14 protein-coding genes and 1 pseudogene are annotated in these 16,533 nt (G+C 66.4%); all 15 read right to left on the reverse strand.

All coding sequences use genetic code 11. The features are described from left to right. Positions 1 to 174, reverse strand: a pseudogene (locus F3J15_RS37805) (succinylglutamate desuccinylase); the annotation flags it as partial. Next, positions 158 to 1,498 carry an N-succinylarginine dihydrolase gene (gene astB / locus F3J15_RS20025; protein ID WP_047850485.1) on the reverse strand — a complete coding sequence of 447 codons (1,341 nt, stop codon included), beginning with the start codon at positions 1,496 to 1,498 and terminating at the stop codon, positions 158 to 160. The pseudogene F3J15_RS37805 and the gene astB, both read right to left, overlap by 17 nt. Positions 1,499 to 1,512: 14 nt before the next feature. After that, on the reverse strand, positions 1,513 to 2,976 hold the full coding sequence (gene astD, locus F3J15_RS20030; protein ID WP_166893593.1) for a succinylglutamate-semialdehyde dehydrogenase: 1,464 nt from the start codon (positions 2,974 to 2,976) through the stop codon (positions 1,513 to 1,515). A 7-nt stretch (positions 2,977 to 2,983) separates the two neighbouring features. Beyond that, positions 2,984 to 4,015, reverse strand: coding sequence for an arginine N-succinyltransferase (gene astA / locus F3J15_RS20035; RefSeq protein ID WP_089483617.1), 1,032 nt, complete (start codon positions 4,013 to 4,015; stop codon positions 2,984 to 2,986). Further along, positions 4,012 to 5,064, reverse strand: coding sequence for an arginine/ornithine succinyltransferase subunit alpha (gene aruF, locus F3J15_RS20040; RefSeq protein WP_089483616.1), 1,053 nt, complete (start codon positions 5,062 to 5,064; stop codon positions 4,012 to 4,014). Before aruF ends, astA begins: the two co-directional genes overlap by 4 nt. 30 nt (positions 5,065 to 5,094) lie before the next feature. Then, positions 5,095 to 6,327, reverse strand: a complete 1,233-nt coding sequence (locus F3J15_RS20045) for an aspartate aminotransferase family protein (RefSeq protein WP_089445236.1) — start codon at positions 6,325 to 6,327, stop codon at positions 5,095 to 5,097. A 1,027-nt stretch (positions 6,328 to 7,354) separates the two neighbouring features. Then, complete coding sequence (locus tag F3J15_RS20050; RefSeq protein WP_039348267.1) at positions 7,355 to 8,398, reverse strand: GlxA family transcriptional regulator; 1,044 nt, start codon at positions 8,396 to 8,398, stop codon at positions 7,355 to 7,357. A 22-nt stretch (positions 8,399 to 8,420) separates the two neighbouring features. After that, on the reverse strand, positions 8,421 to 9,221 hold the full coding sequence (locus tag F3J15_RS20055) for an ABC transporter ATP-binding protein (protein WP_039348269.1): 801 nt from the start codon (positions 9,219 to 9,221) through the stop codon (positions 8,421 to 8,423). A 20-nt stretch (positions 9,222 to 9,241) separates the two neighbouring features. Then, a complete protein-coding gene (locus F3J15_RS20060) occupies positions 9,242 to 9,955 on the reverse strand; it encodes an ABC transporter permease (RefSeq protein ID WP_011351456.1) in 714 nt (237 codons plus the stop codon). Continuing rightward, positions 9,952 to 10,641, reverse strand: a complete 690-nt coding sequence (gene hisQ / locus F3J15_RS20065) for a histidine ABC transporter permease HisQ (protein ID WP_043182060.1) — start codon at positions 10,639 to 10,641, stop codon at positions 9,952 to 9,954. The genes F3J15_RS20060 and hisQ overlap by 4 nt, the downstream gene beginning before the upstream one ends. A gap of 271 nt (positions 10,642 to 10,912) precedes the next feature. After that, positions 10,913 to 11,470, reverse strand: a complete 558-nt coding sequence (locus F3J15_RS20070) for a hypothetical protein (RefSeq protein ID WP_089445235.1) — start codon at positions 11,468 to 11,470, stop codon at positions 10,913 to 10,915. Between the two features lie 87 nt (positions 11,471 to 11,557). Beyond that, positions 11,558 to 12,601 carry an HpnL family protein gene (locus F3J15_RS20075; RefSeq protein WP_166893595.1) on the reverse strand — a complete coding sequence of 348 codons (1,044 nt, stop codon included), beginning with the start codon at positions 12,599 to 12,601 and terminating at the stop codon, positions 11,558 to 11,560. Continuing rightward, positions 12,598 to 13,482 carry a hopanoid biosynthesis-associated protein HpnK gene (gene hpnK, locus F3J15_RS20080; RefSeq protein WP_166893597.1) on the reverse strand — a complete coding sequence of 295 codons (885 nt, stop codon included), beginning with the start codon at positions 13,480 to 13,482 and terminating at the stop codon, positions 12,598 to 12,600. Before hpnK ends, F3J15_RS20075 begins: the two co-directional genes overlap by 4 nt. A 3-nt stretch (positions 13,483 to 13,485) precedes the next feature. After that, complete coding sequence (hpnJ, locus tag F3J15_RS20085; RefSeq protein ID WP_306426965.1) at positions 13,486 to 14,928, reverse strand: hopanoid biosynthesis associated radical SAM protein HpnJ; 1,443 nt, start codon at positions 14,926 to 14,928, stop codon at positions 13,486 to 13,488. Between the two features lie 136 nt (positions 14,929 to 15,064). Further along, positions 15,065 to 16,240 carry a bacteriohopanetetrol glucosamine biosynthesis glycosyltransferase HpnI gene (gene hpnI, locus F3J15_RS20090; protein WP_166893599.1) on the reverse strand — a complete coding sequence of 392 codons (1,176 nt, stop codon included), beginning with the start codon at positions 16,238 to 16,240 and terminating at the stop codon, positions 15,065 to 15,067. Positions 16,241 to 16,533 lie beyond the last annotated feature (293 nt).

Raw genomic sequence — 16,533 nt, forward strand, 5'->3', positions numbered from 1 at the left:
GGCGTCGGCCACGGCCGGCTCGAGCGCGAGCAGACCGTCGCCGCGCCATTGCCAGCGCACGGCGCCGGCGGCGCAGGTGCCGTCCGTCGCGGACGGTGCGCCGCCGGCCAGCGTGAACGCGAGGAAGTCGTCGAGCAGCGCGTCGGCCATGCGGGAATCAGCGCTGGAAGTCATACAGCGAACCGACGCGCAGGATCTGCGTGAGCTCGTCGAGCGCGGTGCGCGATTCGTCGAGCAGCGCCGGATCGGCGAGGTCTTCCGGTGCGAGGCGATCGCGATAGTGCCGGTCGATCCACGTGTCGAGCGACGCGAACAGCGTGTCGTTGATCCACACGTTCGACGTGACGGCCGCGCGCTCCGCTTCGTTCAGCACGACGCGCAGGCGCAGGCATGCAGGGCCGCCGCCGTTCTTCATGCTTTCGCGCAGGTCGAACACGAGCACGTCGTGGATCGGGCCGTTGCCGGCCGCGAGTTCGTCGAGATAGGCCGCGACGTTGCCGTTCTCGCGGCATTCCTGCGGCACGACGAGCACCTGCGAGCCGTCCGCGCGCGACAGCAGCTGGCTGTTGAACAGGTACGACGTCACCGCATCGTTCACGCTCACGGCGGCCTCGGGCACCTCGATCACGTTCAGGCGCGCACCACGGGCGTCGAGCGCGGCGGTCAGCGTGTCGTAGATCGCCTGCTTGTTGACGAACGCGCGTTCGTGCGTGAACAGCGTGTCGCGGTTGCCGACCGAGATCACGTCGTTGTGGAACACGCCTGCGTCGATCACGTCCGGATCCTGCTGCGCATAGACCGTCGCCTCTTCCGCGAGGCCGTGGCGATGCGCGACCGCGCGGCTCGCCTCGAAGGTCTGGCGCGCCGGGAAGCGCTTCGGCTCGGGGCCGCGGCGGTATTCCGCGCGGCCGTACACGAAGAATTCGATGCCCGGCTTGCCGTATTCGGCGCAGAAGCGCGTGTGGTTCGCCGCGCCTTCGTCGCCGAGTGCCGGCGTGCCGGTCAGCGCTTCATGCACCGCGAAATGCGCGGGATCGGCGAACAGCGTCGACAGCGTGCGGCGCGTCGCTTCGTGCTCGATCGCGCGATGCAGCTTGCTGCACAGGTTCGCCGGCGTGAAGTGCACGCGGCCGTCGCTCGTGTCGGCCGACGGGCTGACGGTGGCCGCGTTCGCGGTCCACATCGCCGATGCCGAGCTCGCCGCGGCGAGCAGTTCGGGCGCCTGCTTCGCGGCCTTCGCGATCACGTCCGCGTCCTTGCCGGAGAAGCCGAGCTCGCGCAGCAGGCGCAGCGACGGCCGCTCCTGCGGCGGCAGCACGCCTTGCGCGAAGCCGAGATCCGCGAGCTGCTTCATCTTGCGCAGCCCTTGCTTCGCGGCGGCCTTCGGATTCGCGGCCGACTTTTCGTTGTTGAGCGACGCCACGTTGCCGAACGACAGCCCGGCGTAGTTGTGGGTCGGGCCGACGAGCCCGTCGAAATTGGCTTCTTGTGCGTTCATCGTCGTTCCCTCGATCAGAAATGCAGGCCCGGCGACAGGCTCGCGGGCAAGGTCAGTTGCGTGCTTTCCACCGACGCCATCGGATACGCGCAATAGTCGGCCGCGTAGTACGCGCTCGGGCGATGGTTGCCCGAGCGGCCCGTGCCGCCGAACGGCGCAGCGGACGATGCGCCGTTGGTCGGCCGGTTCCAGTTGACGATCCCGGCGCGAATGGTGCGGCGGAAGTGTTCCCATGCGTTCGCGTCGTCGGCGAGCAGGCCGGCGGACAGGCCGAACGCCGTGTCGTTCGCGCGCTCGATCGCTTCGTCGAACGTCGCGTAGCGGACGATCTGCGCGAGCGGGCCGAAGTGCTCTTCGTCCGGCAGGTTCGCCACGCCCGTCACGTCGACGATCGCCGCGTTCACGAAGCCGAGGCGCGGATCGCGCTGCGTCATCGCGATGATCGGCTTCGCGCCCTGCTCGATCAGGCGCGACTGCGCGTCGACGAGCTTCGCCGCGGCACGCGCCGAAATCACCGCGCCCATGAACGGCTGCGGATCGGCGTCGAACACGTCGGCCGTGATCTTCGACGTGACGTCGGCGAAGCGCGCGAGAAAGCGGTCGCCGAACGCGCCCTGCGGCACGAAGATACGGCGCGCGCACGTGCAGCGCTGGCCGGCCGACAGGAACGCCGACTGGATCGTGTGATGGACGGCCGCGTCGATATCCTCGACTTCGCCGATCACGAGCGGGTTGTTGCCGCCCATCTCGAGCGCGAGCACGATTTCCGGACGGCCGCCGAACTGCTTGTGCAGCAGCGTGCCGGTATCCGAGCTGCCGGTGAAGAACAGCCCGTCGATCTGCCGGTGGTTCGCGAGCGCGATGCCGGTGTCCTTCTCGCCCTGCACGAGGTTCAGCACGCCGTCCGGCAGGCCGGCTTCCTTCCACACTTCGACCGTCGCACGCGCGACGCCCGGTGCGAGCTCCGACGGCTTGAACACGACCGCGTTGCCGGCGATCAGCGCCGGCACGATATGACCGTTCGGCAAGTGGCCGGGGAAGTTGTACGGGCCGAACACCGCGACGACGCCATGCGGGCGATGACGCAGCACCGCGACGCCGTCGGCCATGTCCTGGCGCTTCTCGCCGGTGCGTTCCTGGTAAGCCTGGATCGAGATGCCGACCTTCGCGGCCATCGACGCGACTTCGGTGCGCGCTTCCCACAGTGGCTTGCCCGTCTCGCGGCCGATCGCGGTCGCGATCGCTTCCTTGCGTTCGCTGAGCAACGCGGCGAAACGCTTGACGATCGCGCAGCGCGATTCGAAGTCGAGCGCCGACCAGCCGGCGAATGCGCGGCGCGCGCTTGCGACCGCGCGATCGACGTCGGCCGCCGACGCGCTTTCACCCTGCCATGCGATCTCGTCGGTGCCCGGGTTGCGCGAAGCGAACACGGGGCCCGAGCCTGCGACCCAGGCGCCGTCGATGAAGAGTTCCGTCATGATTCGTTTATCCCTGTTTGACTTTGAGCGGCAGCACGCGGACCGGATCGCCGGCCTTCACGTCGAGCGCGACTGCATCGTCGGCCGACAGCACGAACGATCCATTCGCGACCACGCCCGGCGCGACGCCGACGCGGAAGTCGGTGAGCGACGTATTCGACACGAGCGACCTGGGGGCGTCGTCCCGTGCGTCGGGCACGCCGATCGCGACCGGCACGACGACGCTCTCGCGCACCGTGCGCAGGTCGTTCACATGGCATTCGAGCACGGGGCCCGCGTCGAAGATGTCGACGTGATTCTGGTAACGCAGCCCTTCCGCCTCGAGCATCTTGCGGGCCGGCAGCGTGTCGCGGTGCGTGAGGCCGACCGCGTCCTGCGCGTCCTGCGGCAGCAGGTCGACGTACACCGGATAGCGCGGCATCAGTTCCGCGAGGAACGACTTGCGGCCGTGCGAGCTGAGATAGTCGGCCGCGTTGAAATCGATCTGGTAGAAGTGCGAACCGACTGCGCGCCAGAACGGCGACGTGCCGTCCTCGTCGAAGTGGCCGCGCAGTTCCGCGCAGATGCGTTCCGGAAAGCGCTCGCGGAACTGCGCGATGAACATGAAGCGCGAGCGCGACAGCAGGCCGCCCACGCCGCCCGTGCGATAGCGCGGGCTCAGGAACAGCGAGCACACTTCCGCGTAACCGGTCAGGTCGTGCGAGATGTTCAGCGCGGACATCCGCGTCCACACGCCGAGCTCCTGGCTCGCGTGCACGACCGTGCTCACGCGATAGTTGTAGAACGGCTGTTCGAGGCCGACCTGCGTCTCGATCCCGCACACGCCCGCGATGTCGCCCGTCTTCGATTCTTCCATCACGAAGAAGTAGCCGGCCTCGCCGGCCGCCGCCTCGCCCGCGAGCGTGCGGCGCGTGCGCTCGATGCGCGCGGCGAGCGCGTCGCGATCGGGCTTGAACGTGGTCAGGCCCGGCCCGGTTTCCTTCGCGAGCGACACGAGCGCGTCGACGTCGCCCGTTTGTACGACCCGAACGACGATCATGCTGCGTCTCCCTTCAAATCTTCATCGTCGCGGCGGTGCAGCGGCACGCAGCGCACGACATCGCCATCCTTCACATCGAGCGCTGCGCGCACGTCGCCGGCCAGCGGCGCATCACCTGCATCGCCCGGCAGGTCGGCCAGCACGCAGCGGAACGATTCGCCGCTGCCCGTCGACACCATGTAGGCGACATCGCCCTGCTGGTGCGCGGCCTCGCGCACGATGCGCTCGGCGCCGTGCTTCACGCACGCCGTGCGGTCGACCTGCGCGGTCAGCACCGGGCCCGCGTCGAAGATGTCGACGAAGCGGTCGGGCTCGAAGCCTTCCTCGAGATGGATGTCATAGGCGAGCAGCGCCGATTCGTTCGGCTCGCCGAGCACGCGCTGCGCGGCTTCCGGCAGCAGCGGCACGTAGAGCGGATAGGCCGGCATCACTTCCGCGATGAAGGTCCGGCTGCGGCCGCCCGACGCGATGTCGACGTCGGTGAAGTCGCGGCCGAAGAATTTGCGGCCCACCGCTTCCCAGAACGGCGATGCGCCGTTGCCGTCGCTCACGCCGAGCAGCAGCGTGAACACTTCCGGCGTGAAGCGGCGGCGGTTCGCGGCGATGTACATCATCCGCGCACGCGAGATCAGGTGCGCGGCCGCGTCGCCGCGCAGCGACGGATCGACGTAGAAGCCCGCCAGCCGGCTCTTGCCGGTCAGCTCGTGCGACATCGTGAGCGCGTGGATCTTGCGGTTCACGTGCAGCTCGCGCGACGCGTGAATCAAGGCGTCGTTGCGGAACGCGTAGAACGGTTCCGAGTAGCCGGCCGCGGCCACGATGCTCGCCGTGCCGAGCAGCTTGCCGGTCGACGAATCCTCGAGCACGAAGAGGTAGAACTCCTCGCCGGCGAAGTCGACGTCCGCGCGAAACGAATCCTCGGAGAGCGCCACGCGCGCTTCGAGCGCCGCGCGGTCGTGCGGCAGCGAGTGCAGGACCGGCTGCGCGGTGCGCGCCATGTGCGCGAGCGCATCGAGATCCGTGAGTTTGCCGGGGCGAACAAATAGCATCGTCGTTCCTGTCTGCGATGGGCGCGCCGATCAGCGCGCGGTGGCTTCCTGGGCGGCGAGCACTTGTTCGACGGCCTTCTCGAAGCGCTTCATGCCTTCGTCGAGCAGGTCGAACGGGATCACCAGCGACGGGACGAAGCGCAGCACGTTCGGGCCGGCGATCAGCATGATCAGGCCGTTTTCCGCGGCGGCGGTGACGAAGTCCTTCGCGCGGCCGTCGAATGCCGCGGTGAGTTCGGCGCCGACGAGCAGGCCCTTACCGCGCACGTCCTTGAAGATGCCGAAGCGCGCGTTGATGCGCTCGAGCGCGCCTTTCAGGCGCACGCTGCGTTCGCGCACGCCTTCGAGCAGTGCCGGGTCGCCGATCAGTTCGACGACCTTGTCGGCGATCGCCGATGCGAGCGGGTTGCCGCCGTACGTCGTGCCGTGCACGCCGACCTTGAAGTGCGCGGCCAGTTCGTTCGTCGTCAGCATCGCGCCGATCGGGAAACCGTTGCCGAGCGCCTTGGCGGTCGTCAGGATGTCCGGCGTGACGCCGGTATCCATGTACGCGTAGAACTGGCCCGTGCGGCCGACGCCCGTTTGCACTTCGTCGAAAATCAGCAGCGCGCCGTGCGCATCGCACGCTTCGCGCAGTGCCTTCAGGAAGGCCGGATCGGCCGGGATCACGCCGCCCTCGCCTTGCACGGGCTCGACGATCACGGCGCAGGTTTGCGGGCCGATCGCGGCCTTCGCGGCTTCGATGTCGTTGAACGGCAGGTGCTTGATGCCTTCCGGCACCGGGCCGAAGCCTTCCGAGTATTTCGGCTGGCCGCCGACGCTGACCGTGAAGAACGTGCGGCCGTGGAACGACTGCACGAACGACACGATTTCGTATTTGTCGGCGCCGTGGCGGTCAAACGCGACGCGGCGCGCGAGCTTCAGTGCGGCTTCATTTGCTTCCGCGCCCGAGTTTGCGAAGAACGCGCGGTCGGCGAAAGTCAGCGATTCGAGGCGTTTCGCGAGGCGCAGCACCGGCTCGTTCGTGTAGCCGTTGCCGATGTGCCAGAGCTTGCGGCCTTGTTCGTCCAGCACCTTCAGCAGTTCCGGGTGGCCGTGGCCCAGCGACGTTACCGCGATGCCGCACGCGAAATCGATGTACTCGCGGCCGGCCGTGTCCCACACGCGGGAACCCTCTGCACGGTCCGGCACGAACGGGGCGGGGGAAAATACCGGCACCATCACTTCGTCGAATGTCTGGCGGGTCACGGTCGAGGTCGTCATGGTCGTTCCTTTCGGTTTCGTAAGAGGGTTCAACAGGATCAAGTTTAGGTAAGGGTGACGCAAGCGTCTTGCGGAATTGCGACGGGTTCTATCGGAAGCGGTTAGTGCGGTTTGTTTTTGCCCTTCCGGGCGGGGCTGGTTCGTTGAGTGTCGGTATTTTGAGGCTTTTTGGGTGGTTCGCTTGTGTTTGGCGTGAAGCACCTGTGGACTTGTCGGTCTATTAGTGTCGCCCCTGCGCGGGGCGGCGGTTACTTTTCTTTGTCTTGCCAAAGAAAAGTAACCAAAAGAAAGGCGCTCGGAAAACGCATGACTTCCCGGTGCCATAGCGCTCAGAGTGGACCGCGCCTAAGTGTCCGCGCCAGTCGGGAACCCGGAGTGGTTCGAGCAATGGTTCTGACACCCTCCACTACCCAACAGAGCGGTATACCGCCCGCCAGCTCCGCCCTCGCTTCGCTCGGCCGACAGGGACACCCCCTCCAGTAACGCTTCAGGTCAATTAGGTCCAGCAATCGCTCGCGAGCACCCCGAATTCAGCGAATCAAAGCATGCCCTCATTCGCCAGGAAAAAGGGACGCAGCACGCACTTTACGCACTCACGACGTTATCAAACACTCACCGATGGCAAGCAGTCCGATAGGTACGAATGGTGTGAAAAAAGAGCGTTGACGGTTTGCCGATGCAGCGCCGACAGAAGCATGTGAGCGCATGCAATGCGACGTGAAGTACCTTGCAGCCGAGCGTAGCGAGGATGGAGCTGGCGGGCGGTATACCGCTCTGTTGGGTAGTGGGAGGTGTCAGAACCATTGCTCGAACCACTCCGTGTTCGTGACTGGCGCGGACACTTAGGCGCGGTCCACTCTGAGTGCCATGGCACCGGGAAGTCATGCGTTTTCCGAGCGCCTTTCTTTTGGTTACTTTTCTTTGGCAAGACAAAGAAAAGTAACCGCCGCCCCGCGCAGGGGCGACGCTAATAGACCGACAAGACCACAGGTGCTTCACGCCAAACGCAAGCGAACCACAAAAAAAATCAATCCTTCGCACCGCGCTCGACAAGCGCGCCGCCCCGAGGCTCTCCGCCACCGCCGGTCTGCTTTTCGAGCCAGGCTCTCCGATCTTCCCGCGGCGTCACACCAAACCGTTCGCGGTACGCATTAGAAAAATGCGCGGCAGAAGAAAACCCACAAGCGAGAGAAACCTGCACAACCGACTTGCTGGTCCGCTGCAACTGAGTCCGGGCCTTGAGCAACCGAAGATTGAGGTAATACTTGGAGGGCATCGCCCCGAGATACTGTCGAAAGAGCCGTTCCAGTTGCCGGCGTGACACGCCAACGAGCTCGGCGATCTCATCGGTCGTCAACGGATCTTCGACATTGGCTTCCATCAAAAGCAAAGCATCGTTCAACCGAGGATGCCGCTCGCCCGGCGCAGTAACAAAAGGAATCCGCTGCCGCTCCTCGCCACTGCGCAAAGTCCCGGCCCCGAGCGCATCGGCAATCCGCTCCGCGAGATCGGGCCCATGTTCCCGGCCAATCATGGCCAGCATGAAGTCAACGGTGGCCTGCCCACCAGCACAGGTAGCCCGATCGCGATCGATCTCGAAGATCTGCTGCGTGACGATCGACCGCTCGAACTGTTCGGCGAACTGCTGATACGTCTCCCAGTTCACGCTCACGCGATACCCGGAAAGCTGCCCGGCCATGGCCAGCCACCACACGCCGTGGTGAATGCCGGTGACGACCGGCGTCCGCTGCCCCACCCTCGCGAGACTCGCGAGAAACAACCGATAGTCGGCAAACTGCTGAAACCGCTCCGACACGACGATGACCCAGTCACACGCGATCGCATCGTTGAACGCCGCATCGGCATGCCACTGCGCGCCGCCGGCGAGCGGCACCGGCCGCCCGTCCCACGAACACACCTGCCACCGATACAGCAGCCGCCCGTCAATCTCGTTCGCGAGGTTCAGCGCATCGACGATCGGACCCACGCCCGACATCGACACGGGCGGCAATGCAACGATCGCCACCTGCGTCGTGCGGGTGGCGCCTGCGGGACGAGACACCGGTACCACGGTTGAAACCTGCCCTGTCGCGTTACTTGAGACTGCCCGACAGGAACTGCTTCAGCCGCTCGCTCTGCGGGCGGACCAGCACTTCCTTCGGATCGCCCTCTTCCTCGGTCCGCCCCTGATGCAGGAACATCACGTGGTTCGACACGTTGCGCGCGAAACCCATCTCGTGCGTGACGACGATCATCGTGCGACCTTCCTCGGCCAGCTTCTGCATCACCTTCAGCACTTCGCCCACCAGCTCCGGGTCGAGCGCCGACGTCGGCTCGTCGAACAGCATCACGTCCGGATGCATCGCCAGCGCACGCGCAATCGCCACGCGCTGCTGCTGGCCGCCCGACAAATGCGACGGATACTGCTTCTCGACGCGCGGCGGCAAGCCGACCTTCTCCAGGTACTCGCGCGCCCGCTCCTCGGCTTCCTTCTTCGAAATGCCGAGCACGTGCACCGGCGCTTCCATCACGTTCTCGAGCACGTTCATGTGCGCCCAGAGGTTGAAGTGCTGGAACACCATCGCGAGCTTCGTGCGGATGCGCTGCAACTGCTTGTGATCGGCGACTTCGAGCGCACCGGCGCGGTCGGTCTTCGTGCGCACGGCCTCGCCGTCGACGACGATCTGCCCCGCATTCGGCCGCTCGAGAAAATTGATGCAGCGCAGGAACGTGCTCTTGCCCGAGCCGCTCGCGCCGATGATGCTGATGACGTCGCCGGCCTTCGCGTTCAGCGATACGCCCTTGAGCACTTCGTTGTCACCGTAGCGCTTGTGAATGTCGACCGCGGCAAGCTTGGTGGAAGCGGCAGCGCTCGTTTGAGTGATCTCGGCCAACTGGCTCTCCTCGAAGTGATTCAATGACGGGCGGCCGCGAGATACGCAAGCCAGTGGCGCTCCGCGCGACGAAACGCCGCGACGAGTGCGAACGATACCGCAAGATAGATCAATGCGGCGATCCCGAACGACTGGAACGCCATGTAGGTCGCGGAATTCGCGTCACGCGCGACCTTCAGGATGTCCGGCACGGTCGCGGTGAAGGCGACGGTGGTCGCGTGCAGCATCAGGATCACCTCGTTGCTGTACAGCGGCAGCGCGCGGCGCAGCGCCGACGGCAGGATCACGCGGCGGTACATCGTGAACGGCGACATCCCGTACGCCCGCGCAGCCTCCACTTCACCGTGCGGAATCGCGCGGATCGCACCCGCGAAGATCTCCGTGGTGTACGCGCAGGTGTTCAGCGCGAACGCGAGAATCGCGCAGTTGAAGCCGCTGCGGAAGAACGCGTCGAGCAGCGAATGCGAACGCACGAACTCGAGGCTGTACATGCCCGTGTAGAGCAGCAGCAACTGCACGTAGAGCGGCGTGCCGCGGAACACATATGTGTAGAACCGCACCGGCGTCGACACCCACTTGTTCTTCGACACGCGTGCGACCGCGAGCGGCACCGCGCACACGAAGCCGAGCGAAATCGACGCGACGAGCAGCCACAGCGTCACCGCGAGGCCGGAGAGGCGCTGGCCGTCCCAGTAAAGGAACGCCTGGCCGAATTCCTGGAGGATCTCGATCATAGTTCTGCGTGCCGCACGCCCATGGAATAACGCTTCTCGAGCTGGATCAGCACGAGGTTGGAAACGGTCGTGATCGCGAGATAGATCAGCGCCGCGACGAGGATGAAGAAGAACATGTTGAACGTGCTCTTGCCGGCGTCCTGCGCGGCCTTCACGACGTCCGCGAGGCCGATGATCGACACCAGCGCGGTGGCCTTCACGAGCACCTGCCAGTTGTTCCCGATCCCGGGCAGCGCGAAGCGCATCATCTGCGGAAACATGATCCGCGCGAACACGCGCGCGCCGCTCATCCCGTAAGCCGCACCGGCTTCGAGCTGGCCGCGCGGCACCGACAGGAACGCGCCGCGGAACGTCTCGGTGAAGTACGCGCCATAGATGAAGCCGAGCGTCAGCACGCCGGCCACGAACGGGTCGATGTCGATCTGGTCCCAGCCGACGAAGTCGGTGAACTGGTTCAGCCAGATCTGGATGCTGTAGAACAACAGCAGCATCAGGACAAGATCGGGCACCGAGCGGATCAGCGTCGTATAGCCGGTCGCGATCGCTCGCAGCACCCGGTTGTGCGACAGCTTCGCCACCGCGCCGATCAGCCCCAGCGCCACCGCAGTGGCGAGCGACAGCACCGACAGCTCGATGGTCTGCACGGTGCCGGCCCAGAGGACAGGACCAAAGCCGTAAAGGAACACGCGCGTCTCCAGAGTTGGAATGGATGCCGACGCGTCTACCTGTCCCGCGCCGGGCTGACGCGGATAGTCGCAAGCGAAATTGATTGCCTCAAACCACCTGGCACGCGATTGCTGCATCGCAACAATCCGTCCCATCATTTGCAACTGCGACCTACGGCGCTGTTTCAAAAGGAAAAAAGCCGCTCCCTGACAACCGGATAACCGGCGGGGAAGCGGACTTTTTGCAATTTTCCGGTCGCTTTTTCGATATAGCGCCGGAGACGGGTTGCGCCTACCGCCCCTTCAGGATGTCGGAGCGCGAAGTCGTATAGACAAGCCCGTCCGGGCCGAAATGGACGTTGAAGAATGCGTCGGTGTTGACGCCGTCCTCGAGCCAGCGCCAGCTCCAGACGATCTCGGGCTTGAGCGGATACTGCGCGATGTCGCCGGGCTTGCCGAGCAGGCGCCGCACCTCGTCCTCGTTCATTCCCGGGCGCACTTTCGCGAAATTCTCGGCGGTCAGCACCTGCGTCGCGCCCGTGTAGCGGCCGTTCGCATCGAGATCGACGAACCACGTCTGGTTGCCCATCGGGCCGCGCGGGTATTCGAGCCGCTTCGAGCCGTCGGTGAAGTCGCGCTCGGTCTCGGGCTTGCCCATCGTGCCGCGCACGTCGGCCTCGGTCGATTCGCCGACCTTCAGCCCCTTCAGCAGCAGCGGCGCGGGCTTGATCGCGTTGAAGAAGTCCCTGATACGTTGCACGTCGAGGTTGCCTTGCTTGTCGTCGCAGCCGGTCAGCGCCAGCACAGCGGCCAGCATCGTCACGGGAAGCAGCCGGAAACGGAAATTCATCGGAAGAAATGCGCGTCGAGAAAACACGCGGCAAGGATACCCGCGCAACGCCAAAAGCGCGAGACGGGCGCGCGGCCCGTCTCGTATTCAGTGCGTCGTTTCGGTTTCGGTCTCGGCCACGCGGCTCGCCGCTTGGGGCGAGCGCGGCACGGCCGGCGGCGCACTGATGCGGCGCCGCGTGCGCACGAGTTCGGCCAGCTGCCACGAACCGAGCGCCAGGCAGCCGAACAGCACCTCGCGGCCGCGCTTGACGAGCGCGAGCGACAGCGCCGTCTCCCGGTCGACGCCGAACATCTGCGCGAGCAGCACGACGGTCGCCTCCTGTACGCCGAGGCCGCCCGGCACCATGAACGCCGCATGGCGCACGGCCTGCGTCATCGCCTCGATTGCGATCGCGCCGCCGATCGACACCGGATGGCCGAGCAGCGCGAGCGCCCAGTAGATCTCGAGTGCGCCGAGCACGTAGCCGGCCAGCTGCCAGAAGAATGCGCTGAACAGCAGGCCCGTGCGCGACATCAGCCCGTCGATGTCAGCGTCGAGCCGCTTGCCGTCGACGCCCTGCAGCAGCCGGTGCGAATCGCCGAGCAGGCGGCCCGCGAAACGCTCGATCGCATGGAAGATGCCGCCGCGGCGCATCAGCACGACGCCGAGCACCGGCAGCGGCAGCGTCAGCAGCAGCGCGAGGCCAATCGTGCCGCCGCCCATGTTGTCCGTCGTCGCGAGCAGCAGCACGAGGCCGAGCGCCGCGAACGCATACTGGACGACGATCGTCACGAGCACCTCGACGATCACCGATGCCGTCACGCGGCTCGCGTCGGGCACCTGCCAGCGCGCGAGGCGGATGCCGACGATCTCGCCGCCGATCCCGACCACCGGCAGCAGCCGGTTCACCGCTTCGCGCACGGTCGCGATCCACCACAGGAACGGCAGCGACGAGCGCTTGTCGAGCAGCAGGTGCCACGCGTAGGCGTCGAGCAGCAGCGGCAGCGCATGGAACGGCACGAGCCACAGCAGCGCGTAACCGGCGCGCGCGAGCATCTGCGACACGTCGCCGATGCCCTCGTGCAGCCCCAGCGCGAGCAGGATGCCGATGCCGAGCGGCCAGCCGAGCCATTTGATCCACTTGGTCATGACGGCTGCGCTCCCGGTGCGCGCGACGCCGGCGTGCCGCGCCGTGCGGCGGCCTGGCCGAACACGTCGGCAAAGCCGCCGGTCGCGACGCCCGCGGCCTTCAGCGCGGCCGCGACACGCGGCGACAGCAACGCATCGAGTTCGTCCACCGGACGGTAGCCGGCCATCGTCGGCGTGATCGGGCCGTCGCCGGCCTCGGCCGGATGGCAGTAGATCTCGCCGACGCCCGGCGGCAGCTTGGTGAGCGCGTCGAGCAGCACGGCCTCGTCCATCGCGCCCGTATGCTCGATCCCGACCACGTAGTCGTTGTGCGCAAGCCCCGCGCGGTCGAGCCGCGCGCGCACGAGCGCGATCCACGGCTTGAGCAGCGCGGGCGCGCTCGTCTCGTACGGCAGCCGCACCGCGCGCAGCCCGTAGTCGCGGCCGATCTCGATGATCAGCGACAGTACGGTCGGATGCAGGTGGAAATGCTTGTGCGCGTTCACGTGGTCGAGCGGCAGGCCGCTCGCCGCGAACGCGTCGAACTGCGCGCGAATCTCGCGGCGCAGCTGCGCGCGCACGTGCGGCAGGAAGAAGAAGCGGCAGCCGTCCTTCGCCATTGCATCGCCGAAGCGTCCGTCGGGGCCGACGAGCGCGGGAATCTCACGTGCGGGCAGCGTGGCCGGCCCGTCCGCGAGGACGAGATGCAGGCCGACCGCGAGCGACGGCAGCCGCCGCGCACGCTCGATCGCGTCTTGCGCGGCGGGCGCGCCGACCATCAGGCTGGCGGCGTTCAGCACGCCGTCGCGGTGCGCGCGCTCGACCGCCGCGTTGACGCGCGGGTGCAGCCCGAAGTCGTCCGCGGTGAAGATCAGCGCCCGCGCCGCCGGGTGCGTCGCCACGAATCAGGCCTCGTGCGCGCGCAGGAAGCGGAAGAACTCGACGCCTTCGCGCAGGCGGCGCTTCATCATGTCCCAGCTCGTCAGCATCTCGCGGACGATCTCCCAGATCTTCGACGGGCGGAAATAGAACTGGCGATAGAACTGCTCGAGATGGTGATAGATCTCGTCGCGCGACAGGTGCGCATAGCCGATCGCCGCGAGCTGCACGCCTTCCTTGCTGACCAGGTTGATGGTCTTGTTCTCTTCCATCCAGCCGTTTTCCACGGCCTGCTTGTAGAGCGTCGTGCCCGGATACGGCGCGGCGAGCGACACCTGGATCGTGTGCGGATTGATTTCCTTCGCGTACTCGATCGTCTTCTTGATGGTCTCCTGCGTCTCGCCCGGCAGGCCGAGGATGAAGGTGCCGTGGATCTTGATGCCGAGCTTCTTGCAGTCCGCGCTGAAGCGGCGCGCGAAATCGGTGCGCACGCCCTTCTTGATGTTCACGAGGATCTGGTCGTCGCCGGATTCGAAGCCGACCAGCAGCAGGCGCAGGCCGTTTTCCTTCATGACCTTCAGCGTCTTGTACGGCACGTTCGCCTTCGCGTTGCACGACCACGTCATGCCGAGCTTGCCCAGGCCGATGGCGATGGCTTCAGCGCGCGGCAGGTCGTCGGTGAAGGTGTCGTCGTCGAACATCAGTTCCTTCACTTCCGGCATGTTGTCGCGGATCCACTTCGCTTCCGCGAGCACGTTCTCGACCGAGCGCGTGCGGTAGCGATGGCCGCTGACCGTCTGCGGCCACAGGCAGAAGGTGCAGCGCGACTTGCAGCCGCGGCCCGTGTAGATCGACACGTACGGATAGTTCAGGTAACCGATGAAGTAGTTGTCGATCTTCAGGTCGCGCTTGTAGACGGGCGCGACGAACGGCAGTTCGTCCATGTTCTCGAGGATCGGACGCGCTTCGTTGTGCTCGATCGAGCCGTCCTTCGCGCGCCAGCTCAAGCCCTTGATCTCGGGGAACGGCTTGCCTTCGGCGATTTCCTTGCAGGTATAGTCGAATTCCTCGCGGCACACGAAGTCGATGGCCTCGCTCGCCGTGAGCGAGTTGTGCGGATCGACCATCACCTTCGCGCCGACCATGCCGACCAGCATCGACGGCTTCATCTTCTTCAGGTCCTGCGCGAACATCGCGTCGGTCGGGAACGACGGCGTGCTCGTGTGGATGATCACGAGGTCGTAGTCGTTCGCGATCTTCAGCGTTTCCTCGACCGACAGGCCGTCGGCCGGTGCGTCGACGACGCGGCTGCCCGGCACGAGCGCGGCCGGCTGCGCGAGCCACGTCGGATACCAGAAGGAACGGATTTCGCGCTTCGCCTGATAGCGCGACCCGGCTCCGCCGTCGAAGCCGTCATACGAAGGGGCCTGCAAGAACAGCGTTTTCATGAATGCTCCGGTAGCCTGCATAGTTCGATTCGTCACAACGATTCAGTCAAAAAACCGCGGGCCGCCGTACCGGCGCCCGCCTCTCTGTCATGTCGCGCCGCACGGCCTCGCCGTGCAACGCGTCTCGGCCCTCGGGCCGGGTTCGGTCGGAACGGCCCTAGCGGCCGTCCACTGCTTCCACTGCCGCCGTCGCGCGTTCGCCGCCGACGACCGTCATCCTCGCGCCGCGCCACACCACGTGCGTGCCGAACACGGCCGCGAGCCACTCGAGCGCGAGCAGCGTGTCGCGCACCGCGACGAGCGGCAGGTCGCGCCAGAACGCGCGCCAGCCATCCTCGCCGCGGGCGTGCAGCACGAGCCGCCCGAACGCGCCCACCACGGCCGCCCAGCCCGCCAGCGAGCCGGCGAAGGTGCCGTCGAGGCGCAGCGCGAGCGCCGCGCCGATCGCGAGCCACGGCACGGTAAACGTAATGAACAGGAACGCGAAGCCGGCCGGGTTCAGCGAACGGATCGTGCGCAGCCAGCGCGTCTCGCGGTGCCACAGCGGCCCGAACGACGGTTCGATCACGTCGGTCGCGACCTCGACCTCCGACAGCACGGTGCGTCGCCCGAGACGGCGCGGCAGCTCGGCCAGCCAGAAATCGTCGGCCAGTTCGTCCTTCAGCGCGGGAAAGCCGCCGATCCGGTCGAGCGTGTCGCGCGTCAGCGCGAGCGTCGCGCCGAAGCCGAAGCGGCTCGAGCGGCCGAGGTGCGTGATCCGGACCGACGGTGCGAACCATGCGTCGACGAATTGCGCGCCGATCCGCGTCCAGAACCCGCCGACGCTGCGCGCATGATACAGGCACGTGACGACACCGACCGACACGTCGGCGAGCGGCGCCGTCACGTGCTCCAGATAGTCGGGCTTCACCGCGATGTCGCTGTCCGCGATCACGATGCGGCCGTACTTCGCGCGCTCAGCGAGGTTGATCAGGTTGCTGACCTTCAGGTTCTTGCCATGCACGCGCGCGTCGATCACGAGCGTGATGTCGCACTCGGGATAATCGGCGCGCAGCCGTTCGACCACGGCAATCGCCGGATCGGCCGCCGATGCGACGCCGAACAGCACTTCATACCGCGGATGGCGCTGCTCGCAGAACGTCGCGAGGTTTTCGTACAGGTGCGGCTCCGCGCCGCACAGCGGCTTGAGCACGCTGACCGGCTCGAAGCCGTCGCGCACGGCCGTGCGCGGCGTACGCGGCCGCGGCGCGAACGCGGCGACGAGCGCATAGCCGGCCGCGGCCAGCGTGAAGACGATCAGGAGCCAGTCGAGCATCGTTGCGGTTGCCGTCATGCGCGACGCCTCCCGGCGACCTGAACGCCATGGAGAACGCTTGAGCATGATTGAGCGTGATTCGATATTCCGGCAACGACGAACGCGGGCACGACCCGACTCCTTGTTCCAGCAGCGTCTGTGTATGGGGGAGGCTCGACCCATCTTTCGGATACGGCCATGCCCGGCTTCGCGTGGTGCATCTCCGCGCGACGCCCGGACGGGATGCGGGAAGATTCGTATGGCTACCTTCGGCACAACATGGGTAGGCGCCGGATTTTAGCAGCCTGCGGCACCCCGCGCTTGGCACTACG

The sequence above is a fragment of the Burkholderia sp. Ap-955 genome, from assembly GCF_011753045.1.
GTDB classification, from domain to species: Bacteria; Pseudomonadota; Gammaproteobacteria; order Burkholderiales; family Burkholderiaceae; genus Burkholderia; species Burkholderia lata_D.

What these genes read in the sequence shown, in the direction of transcription:
- F3J15_RS20045 (WP_089445236.1), bottom strand. Translation starts at nt 6,327, where the DNA reads ATGACGACCTCGACCGTGACCCGCCAGACATTCGACGAAGTGATGGTG.
- F3J15_RS20070 (WP_089445235.1), bottom strand. Translation starts at nt 11,470, where the DNA reads ATGAATTTCCGTTTCCGGCTGCTTCCCGTGACGATGCTGGCCGCTGTG.
- hpnI (WP_166893599.1), bottom strand. Translation starts at nt 16,240, where the DNA reads ATGACGGCAACCGCAACGATGCTCGACTGGCTCCTGATCGTCTTCACG.
- F3J15_RS20060 (WP_011351456.1), bottom strand. Translation starts at nt 9,955, where the DNA reads ATGATCGAGATCCTCCAGGAATTCGGCCAGGCGTTCCTTTACTGGGAC.
- aruF (WP_089483616.1), bottom strand. Translation starts at nt 5,064, where the DNA reads ATGCTATTTGTTCGCCCCGGCAAACTCACGGATCTCGATGCGCTCGCG.
- astB (WP_047850485.1), bottom strand. Translation starts at nt 1,498, where the DNA reads ATGAACGCACAAGAAGCCAATTTCGACGGGCTCGTCGGCCCGACCCAC.
- astA (WP_089483617.1), bottom strand. Translation starts at nt 4,015, where the DNA reads ATGATCGTCGTTCGGGTCGTACAAACGGGCGACGTCGACGCGCTCGTG.
- astD (WP_166893593.1), bottom strand. Translation starts at nt 2,976, where the DNA reads ATGACGGAACTCTTCATCGACGGCGCCTGGGTCGCAGGCTCGGGCCCC.
- hpnJ (WP_306426965.1), bottom strand. Translation starts at nt 14,928, where the DNA reads ATGCAGGCTACCGGAGCATTCATGAAAACGCTGTTCTTGCAGGCCCCT.
- F3J15_RS20075 (WP_166893595.1), bottom strand. Translation starts at nt 12,601, where the DNA reads ATGACCAAGTGGATCAAATGGCTCGGCTGGCCGCTCGGCATCGGCATC.